The following is a 17,693-nucleotide window of genomic DNA, read 5'->3' as shown; positions in this document are numbered from 1 at the left end:
CGGGCTAGTCGAGTAGTAGACGATTGATTAGCCTGAACGTACCTCCGACGGCCAGCTGACGAACGGGTATGACGGATGGATTTCGTGGTGTCGGCGCCCGAGGTCAATTCGTTACGGATGTATCTCGGGGCCGGATCGGGGCCGATGTTGGCGGCCGCGGCGGCCTGGGACGGACTAGCCGACGAACTGGCGGTGGCGGCGTCGTGGTTTGGGTCGGTGACCTCGGGCCTGGCGGATGCGGCGTGGCGCGGCCCCGCGGCGGTTGCGATGGCGCGCGCGGTAGCCCCCTACCTGGGCTGGTTGATTTCGGCAACGGCCCAGGCTGAGCAGGCCGCCGCTCAGGCACGGGTAGCCGTGGCCACGTTCGAGGCGGCGCGGGCAGCGACGGTGCATCCGGCGATCGTCGCGGCCAACCGCGCCGTGCTGGTGTCGCTGGTGAGCTCGAATCTGCTGGGATTCAACGCTCCGGCGATCGCGGCCACCGAGGCCGCCTATGAGCGGATGTGGGCCCAGGATGTGGCCGCGATGGTTGGCTATCACGCTGGAGCGTCGGCGGCCGTCTCCGCGTTGATGCCGTTCACCCAGCAGCTGAAGAAGCTGGCGGGCCTATCGGAGCGGCTGACCAGCGCCGCGGCAGCCGCTGCCGGCCCCCCGAGCGCGGCGGGCTTCAATCTCGGCTTGGCAAACGTCGGCGCCAACAACGTGGGCAACGGAAACGTCGGCGTGTTCAACGTCGGCTTCGGCAATTTGGGCAGCTACAACCTCGGCTTTGCAAACCTGGGCAGCGACAACCTGGGTTTGGCCAACCTGGGCGGCCACAACATCGGCTTTGCGAACACCGGCAGCAACAATGTCGGCTTTGGGAATACGGGCAGCAACAATGTCGGCATCGGGCTCACCGGCAACGGACAGATCGGGTTCGGCAGCTTCAACTCGGGCAGCCACAACATCGGCCTGTTCAACTCCGGCAGCGGAAACGTCGGGTTGTTCAACTCGGGCACCGGCAATTTCGGCATCGGAAACAGCGGCACCGGAAACTTCGGCCTCGGCAACACGGGCAGCACCAACACCGGCTGGTTCAACACCGGCGACGTCAACACCGGCGGCTTCAACCCGGGCAGCTACAACACCGGGAACTTCAACACCGGCAACTACAACACCGGCAGCTTCAACGCAGGTAACTACAACACCGGCTACTTCAACACCGGCGACTACAACACTGGAGTGGCCAACACCGGCAACGTCAACACCGGCGCCTTCATCGCCGGCAACTACAGCAACGGCGTCTTGTGGCGGGGCGACTACCAAGGCCTGATCGGTGCCGATATCGCCCTCGAGATTCCCGCCATTCCGATAAACGCGCAGCTATTCAGCATGCCGATACATCAGGTGATGGTCATGCCCGGAAGCGTGATGACGATTCCGGGCATGCGTTTGCCCTTCACATCCATTGTTCCCTTCGTTGTTTACTACGGCCCGGTCGAGCTCCCGCAATCCACGCTCACCCTTCCCACGGTGACGATCACCGTGGGCGGACCAACCACCACGATCGACGGCAACCTCACCGGCATGGTGGGGGGCGTCAGCATCCCGCTCATCAAGATTCCGGCGGCCCCGGGCTTCGGGAACTCGACCACCAGCCCGTCGTCGGGCTTCTTCAACGCTGGCGCCGGCACCGCCTCGGGCTTCGGCAACTTCGGCGGCGGCGCTTCGGGCTTTTGGAACCTGGCCTCGGCAACCTCGGGACTTTCGGGCTTCGGGAACGTCGGCGCGCTGGGATCGGGTGTAGCTAACGTTGGCAACACCATCTCGGGTCTCTACAACACGAGCACGTCGAATCTGGCGACGCCAGCCTTTAACTCCGGCCTGCTGCACCACAGCGTGGGCACCATGACCCTTAACTTCGGGTTGGCAAACGTCGGCGGCAACAATGTCGGCGGTGCAAACGCCGGAATCTTCAATGTGGGCTTGGCAAACCTGGGCGACTACAATATTGGCTTCGGCAATCTAGGCGGCGACAACCTGGGCTTCGCCCACGCGGGCAGCTACAACATCGGCTTTGCGAACACCGGCAGCAATAATCTTGGCTTCGCGAACACGGGTGACAACAATATCGGTTTTGCGAATATCGGCAGCAACAATATCGGGATCGGGCTCACCGGCAGCGGCCAGATCGGGTTCGGCAGCCTGAACTCGGGCAGCCACAATATCGGCTTGTTCAACTCGGGTGACGGAAACATCGGATTGTTCAACTCGGGCAGCGGAAACTTCGGGATAGGAAACGCGGGCACCGGAAACTGGGGCATCGGAAACTCGGGCGCCGGAAACTTCGGCATCGGGAACGCGGGCAGCACCAACACGGGCTTGTTCAACTCCGGAGACCTCAACACGGGTAGCTTGAACCCGGGCAGCTATAACACCGGCAGCGTCAACACCGGCAGCGTCAACACCGGTGGCTTCAATGCAGGTAACTACAACACCGGCTACTTCAACACCGGCGACTACAACACCGGCATGGCGAACACCGGCAATATCAACACCGGCGCTTTCATCTCCGGCAACCACAGCAACGGCCTTCTGTGGCGGGGCGACAACCAGGGTCTGATCGACCTCGCCATCGGCGTCGACATTCCCGAAATCCCGATTGTGAGCGTCGACGTGAATATCCCGATTCACATACCGATCACCGCCAGCTTCACGGACATCGTATACAGCGGGCTCGATCTTCCACCGAACACAGCCGTCACTGTTATTTTTTTCGGACCCGTCGATATCGACCCCTTCACCGTCCCAGTGATACGGATAACCGGTCCCACACCTGTGGTCATGGTGGGTGGACCCACTACCGCGATCAATATCGGCGCCACTGTGGGCGTCGACGCCATCAACATCCCGATTATCCATATTCCAGCGACTCCAGGCTTCGGCAACTCGACCGGCGGACTGTCGTCGGGCTTCTTCAATAGCGGCGCTGGCAGCGCCTCGGGCTTCGGCAACTTCGGGGGCGCCGCGTCGGGCTTTATGAACCTGGTCTCCACAACGTCGGGAATGTCGGGCTTCCTCAACGTCGGCGCGCTGGGATCGGGTGTGGCGAATGTGGGCAACACCATCTCGGGTATCTACAACGTGGGCACGTCGGACCTCTCGACGCCCGCCGTTAACTCCGGGTTGGCAAATATCGGAACCAATATTGCCGGCCTGCTGCGCGACGGCGCGGGTACTGCGGCTATTAACTTGGGCTTGGCCAACCACGGCAACCTCAACGTGGGCTTCGCAAGTCTCGGCGGCTTTAACTTCGGCGGCGCCACCATCGGCCACAACAACGTCGGCATCGGGAACACCGGAATCTTCGATGTCGGCCTGGCGAACCTGGGCAGCTACAACATCGGCTTCGGAAACCTTGGCGACGACAACCTGGGCTTCGGCAACTTCGGCAGCTACAACATCGGCTTCGGCAACGTCGGCAACGACAATCTGGGTTTCGCTAACGCGGGCGGCGGCAACATCGGCTTTGCGAACACCGGCAGCAACAATGTCGGCTTTGGGAACACGGGCAGCAACAATGTCGGCATCGGGCTCACGGGCAACGGACAGATCGGGTTCGGCAGCTTCAACTCGGGCAGCGGAAACATCGGCTTGTTCAACTCGGGCAGCAACAACATCGGATTCTTCAATTCCGGCAGCGGCAACTTCGGCATCGCAAACTCGGGCAGCTTCAACACTGGCATCGGAAACACCGGCAACACCAATACCGGCCTATTCAACTCCGGCGACGTCAACACGGGCGCCTTCAACCCGGGCAGCTTCAACACCGGTAGCTTCAACACCGGCAGCTTCAACACCGGTGGCTTCAATCCGGGCAATACCAACACCGGCTACCTCAACATTGGCAACTACAACACCGGCATCGCCAACACCGGCGACGTTGACACCGGGGCTTTCATCACCGGAAACTACAGCAACGGGTTGTTCTTAAGCGGCGATTACCAGGGCCTGGTCGGCCTCAACCTGGTGATCGATATGCCTCTCCCCATAAGCCTCGGCGTGAATATTCCCATCGATATCCCGATCACCGCCTCGGCCGGCAACATCACCCTTATGGGCGTCACGATTCCGCCCACCGGCGATATCGTCCTTTCGTCAATAGCGGGCCAGCGAGCCCACTTTGGCCCCATTACCATTCCGAACATCACGGTTGTCGGCCCCACGACGACAGTCGCCATAGGAGGGCCGAATACCGCGATCACCATAACTGGCGGTGGCGCCATTAGGATCCCGCTCATCAGTATCCCGGCGGCGCCAGGTTTCGGAAACTCGACCACCAACCCGTCGTCAGGTTTCTTCAATACCGGCGCCGGCGGCGCCTCGGGCTTCGGCAACTTCGGCGGCGCCAATTCGGGCTTTTGGAACCTGGCCTCCGCGACCTCGGGGGCGTCGGGGCTCCTCAACGTCGGCGCCCTGGGATCAGGTCTGGCGAACGTGGGCACCACCGTCTCGGGGTTCTACAACACCAGCACGTCGGACCTCGCGACGCCGGCCTTCAATTCAGGCCTGGCCAACATCAGCACCAGTATCGCCGGCCTGCTGCGCGACAGCACGGGCACCATGGTCCTCAACCTGGGCTTGGCAAACCACGGCACCCTCAACGTCGGCATTGCAAACCTCGGCGACTACAACATCGGCTTTGCAAACCTCGGCAGCGCCAACTTCGGCAGCGCCAATATCGGTGGCAACAACATCGGCGGCGCAAACACCGGAATATTCGACATCGGTTTGGCAAATCTGGGCAGTTACAACATCGGCTTCGGAAACTTCGGCGATGACAACCTGGGCTTCGGAAACCTCGGCAGCTACAACGTCGGCTTCGGAAACTTGGGCAACGACAACCTGGGCTTCGCCAACACCGGCAGCAACAATATCGGGTTCGCGAACACCGGCAGCAACAATATCGGCATTGGGCTCACGGGCGACGGCCAGATCGGGTTCGGCTCCCTGAATTCTGGCAGCGGAAACATCGGCTTGTTCAACTCGGGCAGCGGAAACATCGGCTTTTTCAACTCGGGCAACGGAAACGTTGGCATCGGCAACACCGGCACCGCAAACTTCGGGCTTGGAAACACCGGCAGCACCAACACCGGCTTCTTCAACTCCGGCGACGTCAATACCGGTATCGGCAACACCGGCAGCTTCAACACCGGCAGCTTCAATCCGGGCGATTCCAACACCGGGGATTTCAACCCAGGCAGCTACAACACGGGACTCGGAAACACCGGCGATGTTGACACCGGCGCCTTCATCTCCGGCAGCTACAGCAACGGGTTCTTGTGGAGTGGAAATTATCAGGGCCTCATTGGCTTGCACGCGGCGCTAGCGATTCCCGAAATCGCCCTAACCTTTGGCGTCGACATCCCGATACATATACCCATCAACATCGACGCCGGGGTCGTCACCCTCCAGGGCTTCAGCATCGTAGCTGCCGAAAATAATATCGACTTCACCCCCATCATCATCCCGACCATCAATATCACCTTGCCCACGGCGGCGATCACCGTGGGCGGACCCACCACCTCGATCGGTATCACCGCCAGCGCCGGTATCGGCTCCATCACCATCCCGATCATCGACATTCCCGCGACATCGGGCTTCGGCAACTCGACCACTAGTCCGTCGTCGGGCTTCTTCAACTCCGGAGCGGGCAGCGCGTCGGGCTTTTTGAACGTGGTCGCCGGTGCCTCAGGGATTTCGGGTTATCTCAATGTCGGTGCGCTGGGGTCGGGTGTGACTAACGTGGGTCACACCGTCTCGGGTTTCTACAACGCGAGCGCGTTGGACCTCGTGACGCCGGCCTTTGCCTCCGGTCTCATGCGCGACGGTATGGGCACGATGACTCTGAACCTTGGGCTGGCAAACCTGGGCAGCAATAACGCCGGCTTCGGCAACACCGGGATCTTTGACGTCGGCGTGGCGAATCTGGGCAACTACAACATCGGCTTCGGAAACTTCGGCGACGACAACCTGGGCTTTGCCAACCTAGGCAGCTACAACATCGGCGTTGCCAACACCGGCAGCAACAATATCGGCTTTGCCAACACCGGCAGCAACAATATCGGCATCGGGCTCACCGGTACCGGCCAAATCGGGATCGGCGCTCTGAACTCGGGCAGCGGAAACATCGGCTTGTTCAACTCGGGCGACGGAAACATCGGCTTCTTTAACTCGGGCACCGGGAACTTCGGCATCGGCAACACCGGCACCGGAAACTTCGGCATCGGCAACTCGGGCAGCACCAGCACGGGCTTGTTCAACTCGGGCGACGGCAACACCGGCGGCTTCAACCCCGGTAACTTCAACACCGGCAATTTCAATACCGGCAGCTTCAACACCGGCGGCTTCAACGCGGGTAACACCAACACCGGCCACTTCAACACCGGGAACTACAACACCGGCATCGCGAATACGGGCGACGTCAGCACCGGCGCTTTCATCTCCGGCAACTACAGCAACGGCATCTTGTGGCGGGGCGACTACCAGGGCCTGATCGGTTACTCCTACGCGCTGACTATTCCGGAGATTCCGGCGCACTTGGACGTCAATATCCCAATCGACATACCGATCACCGGCAGTTTCACCGACCTCGTGGTGGACAATTTCACTATCCCCATCATCGGCTTCGAATCCTTCGCGTTTAGCTTTCACATCCATACCGAGCCGGACATCGGTCCCATCATTGTCCCGAGCTTCGTGCTCAGCGTTCCCACGTTCGCGATCGCCGTGGGCGGACCCACGACCGCGATCAACATCAGCGCCACCGCCGGCCTCGGCCCCATCACCATCCCGGTCATCGACATTCCGGCAGCGCCGGGCATCGGAAACTCGACCACCAGCCCGTCGTCAGGCTTCTTCAACACCGGCGCCGGCACCGCATCCGGGTTCGGCAACGTCGGCGGCAACACATCGGGCCTGTGGAACCTTGCGTCGGCAGCCTCAGGAGTCTCGGGCTTGCTCAACGTCGGCGCGTTGGGATCGGGTGTGGCGAATGTGGGCAACACCATCTCGGGTATCTACAACACGAGCCCGCTGGACCTCGGGACGCCGGCCTTCGGCTCCGGCCTCGCAAACATCGCCGGCCTGCTGCAGGGCGGCGCCGGCACGACGATCCTCGACTTGGCCGGCCTCGGCAACCTCAATGTCGGCTTGGCAAACCTCGGGGGCTCTAACTTCGGGATCGGGAACACCGGAATCTTCAATGTCGGTTTCGCAAACGTGGGCAACCACAACATTGGCTTGGCAAACCTGGGCAACTACAGCGTCGGCTTCGCCAACTCGGGCAACTACCATATCGGCATTGCTAACACCGGCAGTGCCAATATCGGCTTCGCCAACACCGGTAGCGGCAATATCGGCATCGGGCTCACCGGCACCGGTCAGATCGGGTTCGGCAGCTTCAACTCGGGCAGCCACAACATCGGCTTGTTCAACTCCGGTGACGGAAACGTAGGATTCTTCAACTCGGGCACCGGCAACGTGGGCATCGGAAACACCGGCACCGCAAACTTCGGCATCGCAAACTCGGGCAGCTTCAACACCGGCCTCGGGAACACGGGCAGCACCAACACGGGCCTGTTCAACCCGGGCAACGTCAACACCGGCGTCGGCAACACCGGCAGCATCAACACCGGCAGCTTCAACACTGGCAGCACCAATACCGGCAGCTTCAACCTCGGCGATCACAACACCGGCAGCTTCAACTCCGGTGACTACAACACGGGCTACTTCAACGCGGGTGACTACAACACGGGTGTGGCCAACACGGGCAACGTCAACACCGGCGCGTTCATCTCCGGCAATTACAGCAACGGGTTCTTCTGGCGAGGTGACTACCAGGGGTTGATTGGCCTTTCCACAACGATCACCATTCCCGAAATCCCCTACCGCTACGACTTGAGTGTTCCAATCGACATACCCATCACCGGCACCGTCGTCGCCACCACGCCAAACAGTTTCACCATTCCCGGTTTCCAGATACGAGTCTTGCTTGGTCCTGCGGCGGTGCTTGTCAACGAGATGATCGGCCCCATCACGATCGATGTCAATCAAGTCATCGCCATCGATTCGCCCATTCAGCAAACCATCAGCATGGTTGGCACCGGCGGCTTCGGCCCGATCCCCATCGGCATCAGCATCGGTGGTACCCCGGGTTTCGGCAACTCGACCACCGGCCCGTCGTCGGGTTTCTTCCACACCGGCGCCGGCCATGTATCGGGCTTCGGGAACTTCGGCGCCGGCAACATGTCGGGCTTCGGGAACTTCGGCGCTGGCAATTCGGGCTTCTTTAACGCCGGCGGCTTGGGCAATTCGGGCCTACTGAATTTCGGCGCGCTGCAGTCGGGTCTGGCGAACCTGGGCAACACCATCTCGGGCGTCTACAACACGAGCACGCTGGACCTCGCGACGCCCGCCTTCGGCTCGGGCATCGCAAACATCGGCGCCAACCTGGCCGGCCTGTTCCTCGACAACACCGGCAACCTGACGCTGAACTTCGGCGTCGCAAACCAGGGCGGCCTCAACGCGGGCATCGGGAACCTGGGCAGCGTCAACATCGGCTTCGTTAATACCGGCGACTCCAACCTGGGCATCGGCAACCTCGGCGACCTCAACTTCGGCGGGGTCAACATCGGCGGTAACAACATCGGCATCGCCAACACCGGGATCTTCGATATCGGCTTGGCGAACCTGGGCAGCTACAACATCGGGTTGGCAAATCTGGGCGACGACAACCTGGGCTTTGGCAACGCCGGCAGCTACAACATCGGCTTCGCGAACTTCGGCAGCGACAACCTGGGCTTTGCCAACACCGGCAGCTACAACATCGGCTTCGCGAATACCGGTAACAACAACATCGGCGTCGGGCTCACCGGCAACGGCCAGATCGGGATCGGCAGCCTCAACTCGGGCAGCAACAACATCGGGCTGTTCAACTCCGGCAGCGGAAACATCGGGTTCTTCAACTCGGGCACCGGCAACGTCGGCATCTTTAACACCGGCACCGGCAACTTCGGTCTCGCGAACTCGGGCGGCTTCAACACCGGCATCGGCAACGCGGGCAGCACCAACACGGGCGTGTTCAACCCCGGGGACCTCAACACCGGCAGCTTCAACCCGGGCAGCTTCAACACCGGCGGCTTCAACCCGGGCAGTGGCAACACGGGCTACCTCAACACCGGTGACTACAACACGGGCGTGGCGAACACGGGCGATGTGGACACCGGTGCGTTCATTACCGGCAGCTACAGCAACGGCTTCTTGGTGAGTGGCGACTATCAGGGCCTGATCGGCCTGCCGCTGTTGGGCATTCCGGTGACCCCCGGCTACTTCAACCTCACTGGCGGCCCGTCGTCGGGCTTCTTCAACAGCGGCGCCGGAAGCGTATCGGGATTCGTGAACTCCGGTGCCGGCCTGTCGGGCTACCTCAATACCGGCGCGCTGGGATCGGGTGTCGCCAACGTGGGCAACACCATCTCGGGCTGGTTGAACGCCAGCGCGCTGGATCTCGCGACGCCGGGGTTCCTTTCCGGCATCGGTAACTTTGGCACCAACCTGGCGGGTTTCTTTAGGGGATAACGCGCAGCTATGTCACCTGGGCCAGCAGCCGTTCACTGGTCTCCCAGAGGTCGAGCGCCTTTGCCCGATCGTAGGACTCGGCGGAAGACCGGATCGCCTTGGCGCCCGCGAAATATTGGCCCGTCACGCCCGCGAACCGCGGATCGACCGCCAGCGCCGCCAGGTGTTCGCCGGAGACCCGGGTGCTGTGAACGAAGGGAAGGACGCGCAGCATCGGCGACAGGAGACGGTACGCCAGTCGCAGGATCGGCGGATAGTCGCGGGCCAAGCCGGAGCCCGGCATTAGGCCGGGGTCGAACGCGTTGACCATCACGCCCTGTTCTCCGTGATCGAGGCGGCGGTCGAGCTCGTAGGTGAAGAGCACGTTGCACAGCTTGGACGTGGTGTATCGACGGCGGCCTTCGGCCGGCGTGTTCTGATCGGTGGGCGGGTGCGCGAGGTCGGCGGCGCAGGTATACCGAGGGTCGGGCATTCCGGTGTGCTTGCTCGGGTCGTGCGTGCCGCTGCTGACGACAACGATGCGCGCCGGACGGGCCAACCAGTCGAGAATCCCGGTCACTAAAGCAAAGTGACCCAAGTGGTTTACCCCGAACGTCATCTCGACACCGTCGTCGGTGAACGCGATGCCCGACACCACCTGCAGGCCGGCATTGCACACCAGGGCACGAATCGGCGGCAGCGGCGTGGTCCGCACGGTTTCCACGAAACTGCGCACGGACCGCACCGACGCGAGGTCCACCTCGAGAACCGAACACCGGTTTGGCTCCCCCAATTCCTCCATGGCCGCACGGCCGCGCGCCGGGTCGCGCACCGCCAACACCACATGCCACGATGCGTCGCGACGTAGCAGGGCGCGGGCGCACTGCAACCCGAGGCCGGAGCTGGCCCCGGTGATGACGGCGGTTCCGGTGTTCATGTCTCCTCCAGGAGGACGGGAATCAGGGCCTCGAGCGCTTGCCGCAGCCGCCGGTACATGCGCTCGACGTCGGTCGTGTCCGGTTCAAGGTGGCCGGCGAAATAGACGCCGTCCGACAGCGCAACCGCGAACGCGGTCAGCTCCGCGACGACGAGATCGGCTTTGCCCGGCGGGATGTCCGATGGCAGCAGGTGCGTGATGCTGTCACGAAATCGGGCGATCGCGGTGTTGCGGACCCGGCGCACCACCGCGGCAACCGCCGGATCCTGACTTCGTTCCATCGACAGCAGGTAGAACAGGCGCAGGAAGTCCGGATGCTGCGACTGCAGGCTCACCAGCTCGGTCAGCTGGCGCTCGGATCGCTGCTCGACGGGCCCATGGGCCTCATCCCAGGTGGGTATCGCGGCAAAGAAGCGCTGCGCGCCGCGCTCCATCATGGCGGCCAGCACGCCCTCTTTGGAGCCGAAGTGCCAGTAAATAGAGCTGGGTGCTAGCCCGCACGCGTCGCGGATGTCGCTGATCGAGGTCGCCGCGTAGCCCTTGGTCGCCATCAGGCGTTCGGTCGCGTCGAGAATCGATTCTCGTGACCTCTCCCCCTGCTGCTGTTTTTTCTTGGCGGGAACGCCCACTGGTGCGCCATCCTTGCGCCGGCTTGTCTCGGCTCGTAGAGTCGCGGCCGCACCCCGGCGCCAGTTCTGTATCGAACGTTACAGACAGTTACGTTAGCGCCCCCCCACGCCAATCACAAGGGTTGGTCGGGCTCCTTAAGCGGAAGGCGGGCGATGCGTGAGCCGTTCTGTTTTCTGACCGGTAAGCGCGGCGATGGCGTCAAAGTCCTTGTCGACGTGCAGTACCGTCAAGCCCGACAGTTCGGCTGTCGCGGCGATGAGCAGATCCGGGATCGACGGGCCACGGTGGTGTCCGCGGTCGGCAAGCAAGGTCTGCACCTCGAGCGCACGGTCTTCAATTCTCGGGGTTAGGTATTCCACGGGCATCGCAGACAGCGGCGGTTCACGAAACTCCCGTCGCGCTATCTCCCCGCATTCGGCCGAGAACCCTACTTCCAAGCGTGTCACGCCCGTGATGTGTACCAGGCCGCGTTCGATCCGGTTCGACCAGATTTCCATGTCAGGGCTGTCCGTGAGCCGCACCAGCGCCGACTTGTCGATCAGCCAGCGCTGGTCAGTCACCTCCACGCCTGACGCATAAGCTCGGGATCGCCCAGACCGGCAACCGCACCCCTGAGGCGTCGAAGATCCGCGGCTGTCACGGTGACGCGAGCCGTCTGCGCATCCTGGGCTAAACGCCGACGGATGTATTCGGTCCGCGACAAGCCCAAGCGTGCCGCGATCGCGTCAAGGCTTGCTAACACGTCGTCGGGGATGTCCCGAATCAGTACATCACTCATCTTCCGATGATATCTGGCGATATCAGGTATCTTCGCCGGTGACAGGGCTAACAGAGCAGAGCTGTCACGACCGAGGCAGCCTCGCGTAGGGCGGCCACGCCCGCGTTGCCGAGTGGCGCACCGAGCGCGGCAACATGAAGCCACTGCACGAGTTCCGGCAGCAGCGTGCCGTTGGGTTGCTCGACCGCCACCACCATCGCCAAGAGATCCTCGGGGACCCGGCCCGGAATGAATGGGCAGGTGATCACCCGTCCGGTGTCCGCGGCCCGATGGAGCGCGTTGGACAAGACGGCGACGTAGAGCTCGTGTTCACTGTCGCGGCGCGGCGCGATGTCGCCGGGAGCGATCAACTTCCGGCCGCCCGGTTCGCCTGGTACACCCGCTGTGCGTAGGCATCGATGTCCAACGCCGGTACGGTTTTAGCCGTGTAATCGCGCAGAGCGACACGCAGGTGCTCGTTGCGCAGTGCCTGCTCAATCATTTCCGACCGATTCAAACCCGCCGCCCTGGCGTCCGCGTCGATCGCCGCGAGGACGGCCGCGTCCACCGTCACGGAGATCTTCTCTTTCGTCATACCAGAGATCCTACTAATCGTAGGACGCGGTGTCGCCGCACCCGGGAAACGGGATTCGCCGCGGTCGTGTCATCGAGGCTGTAGTTGGCGCACAAAACTGCGAATGCGGACCACGGTATCTACAGACTCGGTGAATCCGGACTCAGCCGGGGTTGCCGTTGTTGCCTTTGCCGCCGGTGGCACCGTCGAGGCCCTTGGCGCCGTCGGCGCCGGTGGCGCCGTTGACGCCGCCGCTACCGCCGGCCCCGCCTTTCCCGCCGGCCGCACCGGTCCCGCCAACACCGCCGTCACCGCCCGTGCCGGCGGCGCCGGGGGTACCGGCATTGAAAATGGCCCCACCGTTGCCGCCGCCGCCGCCGGTCCCGCCAGCCCCGCCGGCGCCGCCGACGCCTCCGGCACCACCGGCCCCGCCGGCCCCAAACTGGCCGAATATCCCGCGCCCACCGCCGTCCCCGCCCAGGCCGCCCTTACCGCCGTCACCGGCCTCGCTGCCGCCAATAGGGGTATTTACGGAGCCGCCATCGCCGCCGTGGCCGCCGATCGCGCCAGCCGCACCGGCCCCGCCGACACCGCCGACACCGCCCGCACCACCGTCGCCGCCGTTGCCGATCCACAGCCCGCCATGACCACCGTTGCCGCCGCGCCCGCCGGTGCCGGCGATATCGGTGGCGCTAACCCCGCCCCCGCCGTCCCCGCCGGCACCACCGTTGCCACTGTCGCCAACCGGGCCGGATAGAACGCTGCCGCCGTGGCCGCCCGGGCCGCCGGCGCCGCCGGTGCCGCCGTTGCCGCCTTTGCCACCGGCGCCGGCTGTGTTGACCGATCCGCCGCTGACGTGGCCGCCGTTGCCGCCGGCACCGCCGGGCGCACCGACCCCGCCGTTCCCGCCGGTGGCACCATTGCCGCCGCTCGCAGAGGAGCCGGTAGCGCCAGTGTGCTCGACGCTGCCACCATTGCCGCCGTTGCCACCGGGTGCGCCGTCGCCGCCGGCACCGCCAGCGCCCCCGGTTTGCGCGATCCCGATGCCCCCACTCGTGGAGGCGTTGCCGCCGTCACCGCCAGCGCCGCCCGCCTGGCCAATGGCACTGCCGTTGGCGCCATCGGCGCCGCCACCGGCGGTGCCGGGAACGCCGACGAGGTTGAGGCCGTTGCCGCCGTTGGCCGCCGGGGTGACCGGGGTGGCCAGGCCGGGATTGACGGCGTTCACGCCGGCCGCCCCGGCCCCGCCCATGCCGTCGTTGCCGCCGTTGCCGAAGAACCCGGCGTTGCCGCCGTCGCCGCCGGCGCCGCCGAGACCGCCGTTGATGCCGGCAACACCGATCCCGCCGGCCCCGCCGTTGCCGCCGAAGCCGAAGAACCAGCCGGCGGTGCCGCCGGCGCCGCCGTTCGCTCCGGCCCCGCCGTCCCCGCCGTTGCCACCGTTGCCGAAGAACCCGGCCGCCCCGCCGGCCCCGCCGGCCTGTCCGGGTGCGCCGGACCCGCCGTTGCCGCCGTTGCCGAACAACAGCCCACCGTCGCCGCCGGCCTGCCCGGTGCCCGGCGCCCCGTTGGCACCGTTGCCGATCAGTGGGCGCCCCAACAGCGCCTGGGCGGGGGCGTTGACCGCGGCCAGCATGTTCGGCCCGGCGTTGGCGGCCTCGGCGCTGGCATACGCTCCCGCGTCCACGGTCAGGGTCCGCACCACCTGGGCGTGAAAGGCGGCCGCTTGCGCGCTGGCGGCCTGATAGGCCTGGGCATGCGAGGAAAACAGCGCGGCAACCGCCGTAGACACCTCGTCGGCGGCCGCCGACATGACTCCGGTGGTCTGGGCCGCGGCCGCCGCATTGGCCGCGTTGATCGCCGATCTGATGCTGGCCAACTCACCGGCCGCCGCCGCGATCATCTCCGGTTGTGCGATCACAAAGGACACGGGAACCTCCCGTCGACTCGTGACTCCTGGACGCCAAGACACAACACGCCTACGCCGTCGCCGCGATTCAATCAGCGAGCCTACCGCCATCATCGGTGGCGTATCTAGTGCCTCGCGACGTATAGGCTCTATTGTCCGGCTTCGGCGCCGGGTGCGGTTCGCTGGAGAGGTGACAAAGGTGACGAGTGAGCGTGCCACAGGGCAGCGCGAGAACCTGCTGATCGTGCACTGGCACGACCTGGGGCGCTATCTCGGCGTCTACCACCATCCGGACGTCTACAGCCCGCGGCTGGACCGGCTTGCCGCCGAGGGCATCCTGTTCACCAGGGCACATGCCACCGCGCCGCTGTGCACACCATCGCGGGGCTCGCTGTTCACCGGCCGCTACCCGCAAAGCAACGGGTTGGTCGGCCTGGCCCATCACGGCTGGGAATACCGCACCGGGGTCCAAACCCTACCGCAATTGCTATCCGAATCGGGTTGGTACTCAGCTCTTTTCGGTATGCAGCATGAGACGTCCTACCCAAAGCGGCTGGGCTTCGACGAATTCGACGTGTCGAACTCCTACTGCGAATACGTGGTCGCCAAAGCCCAGGACTGGCTGCATAATCGCGTGCCCGCGTTAGACGGACAACGGTTCCTGTTGACCGCCGGCTTCTTCGAAACCCACCGGCCCTATCCGCATGAGCGCTACCGGCCGGCCGACAGCGCGGCCGTCGAGCTGCCCGACTATCTGCCCGATACCCCCGAGGTGCGCCAAGACGTCGCCGAGTTCTACGGTTCTATCGCCACAGCCGACGAGGCGGTTGGCCGGCTACTTGACACACTGGCCGATACCGGCCTAGACGCCAGCACCTGGGTGGTGTTCGTCACCGATCACGGTCCGGCATTTCCGCGGGCGAAGTCCACACTGTATGACGCCGGAACCGGTATCGCGCTGATCATCCGCCCGCCCACTCGCCGGGCGATGGCGCCTCGCGTCTATGACGAGCTTTTCAGCGGCGTCGATCTGGTTCCGACGCTATTGGACCTGCTGAGACTCGAGGTACCCGCCGATGTCGAGGGTGTGTCACACGCACCGGCCCTCCTCGCGCCGGACACTGAAAACGCTGCGGTGCGTGACCACGTATACACCGCCAAGACCTATCACGACTCGTTCGATCCGATTCGGGCAATCCGCACCAAGGAATACAGCTACATCGAGAATTACGCGCCCCGGCCGCTGCTGGACCTACCGTGGGATATCCAGGAAAGCCCGGCCGGCATGGCCGTCGCACCGTTGGTCAAGGCGCCCCGCCCGCAGCGGGAACTCTACGATCTACGCGCCGATCCCACCGAGACCAATAACCTGTTAGCCGGCGACGACAGCACCCAGGGCGTGGCCGCGATCGCGGCCGATCTGGCCGTGCGACTGCATGATTGGCGACAGCGCACGGCCGACGTCATTCCGTCGGACTTCGCCGGTTCCCGCATCGCCGAGCGCTACACCGAAACGTATCTGCGGATCCACCGCAAGACGCCAACGGGCCGGTCAGCGATCGCCGCCGACCGCGGCATCGACGAACACTGCAGCTAGGCTCATCGGATGTCCCGCGCTGTGAGACCGTATCTGGTGCTCGCCACCCAACGCAGCGGCAGCACGCTGCTGGTGGAATCGCTGCGCGCGACGGGCTGTGCCGGGGAACCACAGGAGTTCTTCCAATACCTGCCTAGCACCGGGATGGCCCCCCAGCCCCGGGAGTGGTTCGCTGGGGTCGACGATGACACGATCCTGCAATTGCTCGATCCGCTGGACCCCGGTACACCGGACACCGCGACGCCGGTTGCCTGGCGTGAGCACGTCCGCACCTCCGGTCGCACGCCCAACGGCGTCTGGGGCGGCAAGTTGATGTGGAATCAGACTGCGCTGCTGCAGCAACGCGCAGCACAATTGCCGGATCGCTCCGGGGATGGCTTGCGCGCGGCAATCCGCGACGTCATTGGCAACGAACCGGTTTTCGTGCACGTCCACCGGCCCGATGTGGTGTCACAAGCGGTGTCGTTCTGGCGCGCCGTGCAAACCCAGGTTTGGCGGGGCCATCCGGACCCCAAGCGCGACTCGCAGGCCGTCTACCACGCCGGTGCCATCGCCCACATCATCAGGAATCTGCGCGATCAGGAAAACGGCTGGCGCGCTTGGTTTGCCGAGGAAGGCATCGATCCGATCGATATCGCCTACCCGGTGTTATGGCGCAACCTGACCGCGATTGTGGCCAGTGTGCTTGACGCCATCGGCCAGGATCCCAAACTGGCGCCCGCACCGATGCTGGAACGGCAGGCCAACCAGCGCTCTGATGAGTGGGTCGACCGGTACCGAGCGGAGGCGCCGCGGCTGGGGCTACCCACCTGAGCGGCGCGCGCCACCAACGTCGGCGACCATGAACAGCCGCCGGAAGGGAAAGATGGTGCTACCGTCGGCCCGTGGCGGGTAGGCGTCGTTCAGCAGCGGAATGAGCTCCTGCCGAAACTGCTGCCAGCTCTCATCGCTGAGCCGCTCACGCACTGGGACCAGCGCGCTTCCGGTAATCCAGTCCAACACCGGGTGCTCGCCGGTCAGCTGGTGTAGGTACGTGGTCTCCCACACGTCGACCTTGCAGCCGGTGTCCATCAGCAGCTCCGCGTAATACGCCGGAGATTGGACCACCGCGCCCACACGAAAAGGTATGTCGCGCATTAGCTTTGCATACGGCTCGCGGCGGGCCAACGCCCGTACCGCGGCGTGCGACGGCGTCTCGAAGTTGCCGGGGATCTGAACAGCGATCCATGATCCCGGCGCCAGCTCGTCGACCCACCGGACCAACAGGTCGGAATGCTCAGGCACCCAATGCAACGCAGCGTTGCTCACCACCACATCGGTGTCGGGCTTTGGTTTCCAGTCCCGCAGGTCACCGGTGGTGGCGTCGATCCCGCGTTCGGCCGCGGCAGCGACCATCTCCGGTGAGCTGTCCAGAGCCTCGATCACCGCGCCGGGCCATCGTCGTGCCAGGTAGCGTGTCAGGTGGCCGGGCCCGCACCCCAGGTGGACCACGCGGCGCGCCCGCTCGAGACCCACCCGTGACACCAACTCGTAGAACGGGCGGTTGCGATGACCCGAAAAAGCCAGGTAGACGTCGGGATCCCACATGTACGTGCTCCTGGACAAGCGCTCGACCGAGTGAGAAATTGACGATACAGTCGAAACCTTCAGCGGTCAGCCACATTGGCGATTACCATCGACATTGATGTC

The 17,693-nt window shown here is 64.3% G+C and carries 11 protein-coding genes; 3 read left to right on the top strand and 8 right to left on the bottom strand.

Features of this window, described 5'->3' with window-relative positions; genetic code table 11:
- Positions 1–75 precede the first annotated feature (75 nt).
- On the top strand, positions 76–9,621 hold the full coding sequence (locus tag FF952_RS01630; RefSeq protein ID WP_003904382.1) for a PPE domain-containing protein: 9,546 nt from the start codon (positions 76–78) through the stop codon (positions 9,619–9,621).
- 7 nt (positions 9,622–9,628) lie between these two features.
- Here FF952_RS01630 and FF952_RS01615 read toward each other — a convergent pair whose 3' ends face one another.
- The 7 genes from FF952_RS01615 to FF952_RS01585 all read right to left on the bottom strand — a co-directional run bounded on the left by FF952_RS01615 (position 9,629) and on the right by FF952_RS01585 (position 14,428).
- On the bottom strand, positions 9,629–10,537 hold the full coding sequence (locus FF952_RS01615) for a protochlorophyllide reductase (RefSeq protein ID WP_003900117.1): 909 nt from the start codon (positions 10,535–10,537) through the stop codon (positions 9,629–9,631).
- A complete protein-coding gene (locus FF952_RS01610) occupies positions 10,534–11,166 on the bottom strand; it encodes a TetR/AcrR family transcriptional regulator (protein ID WP_003401571.1) in 633 nt (210 codons plus the stop codon). Before FF952_RS01610 ends, FF952_RS01615 begins: the two co-directional genes overlap by 4 nt.
- A 135-nt stretch (positions 11,167–11,301) precedes the next feature.
- Positions 11,302–11,727 carry a PIN domain nuclease gene (locus FF952_RS01605; RefSeq protein WP_003401566.1) on the bottom strand — a complete coding sequence of 142 codons (426 nt, stop codon included), beginning with the start codon at positions 11,725–11,727 and terminating at the stop codon, positions 11,302–11,304.
- Positions 11,724–11,945 (bottom strand): type II toxin-antitoxin system antitoxin VapB2, encoded by a 222-nt coding sequence (gene vapB2 / locus FF952_RS01600; protein ID WP_003401563.1) that lies wholly within the window; start codon positions 11,943–11,945, stop codon positions 11,724–11,726. Before vapB2 ends, FF952_RS01605 begins: the two co-directional genes overlap by 4 nt.
- A gap of 47 nt (positions 11,946–11,992) precedes the next feature.
- On the bottom strand, positions 11,993–12,295 hold the full coding sequence (locus FF952_RS01595; protein ID WP_003401560.1) for a toxin-antitoxin system toxin: 303 nt from the start codon (positions 12,293–12,295) through the stop codon (positions 11,993–11,995).
- Entirely contained in the window at positions 12,292–12,519 is a 228-nt protein-coding gene (locus tag FF952_RS01590; protein WP_003401555.1) for a ribbon-helix-helix protein, CopG family, read from the bottom strand. The genes FF952_RS01595 and FF952_RS01590 overlap by 4 nt, the downstream gene beginning before the upstream one ends.
- A gap of 142 nt (positions 12,520–12,661) precedes the next feature.
- Positions 12,662–14,428 carry a PE family protein gene (locus FF952_RS01585; RefSeq protein ID WP_286450958.1) on the bottom strand — a complete coding sequence of 589 codons (1,767 nt, stop codon included), beginning with the start codon at positions 14,426–14,428 and terminating at the stop codon, positions 12,662–12,664.
- A gap of 178 nt (positions 14,429–14,606) precedes the next feature.
- On the opposite strand from FF952_RS01585, the gene FF952_RS01580 reads away from it, so the two are divergent.
- Together FF952_RS01580 and stf0 are read left to right on the top strand one after the other, a co-directional pair.
- Positions 14,607–16,004 (top strand): sulfatase family protein, encoded by a 1,398-nt coding sequence (locus tag FF952_RS01580; protein ID WP_003401544.1) that lies wholly within the window; start codon positions 14,607–14,609, stop codon positions 16,002–16,004.
- 9 nt (positions 16,005–16,013) lie between these two features.
- Positions 16,014–16,817 (top strand): trehalose 2-sulfotransferase, encoded by an 804-nt coding sequence (gene stf0, locus FF952_RS01575; protein WP_003401540.1) that lies wholly within the window; start codon positions 16,014–16,016, stop codon positions 16,815–16,817.
- Here stf0 and FF952_RS01570 read toward each other — a convergent pair.
- A complete protein-coding gene (locus FF952_RS01570; RefSeq protein WP_031653698.1) occupies positions 16,806–17,591 on the bottom strand; it encodes a trans-aconitate 2-methyltransferase in 786 nt (261 codons plus the stop codon). The genes stf0 and FF952_RS01570 overlap by 12 nt on opposite strands.
- Positions 17,592–17,693: the final 102 nt, after the last annotated feature.

It is taken from the genome of Mycobacterium tuberculosis complex sp. N0072 (assembly GCF_030323725.1).
Lineage (GTDB): Bacteria > Actinomycetota > Actinomycetes > Mycobacteriales > Mycobacteriaceae > Mycobacterium > Mycobacterium tuberculosis.
Note: the sequence above shows the minus strand (reverse complement) of the source record. Positions and strands in the feature narration are given on the sequence as shown.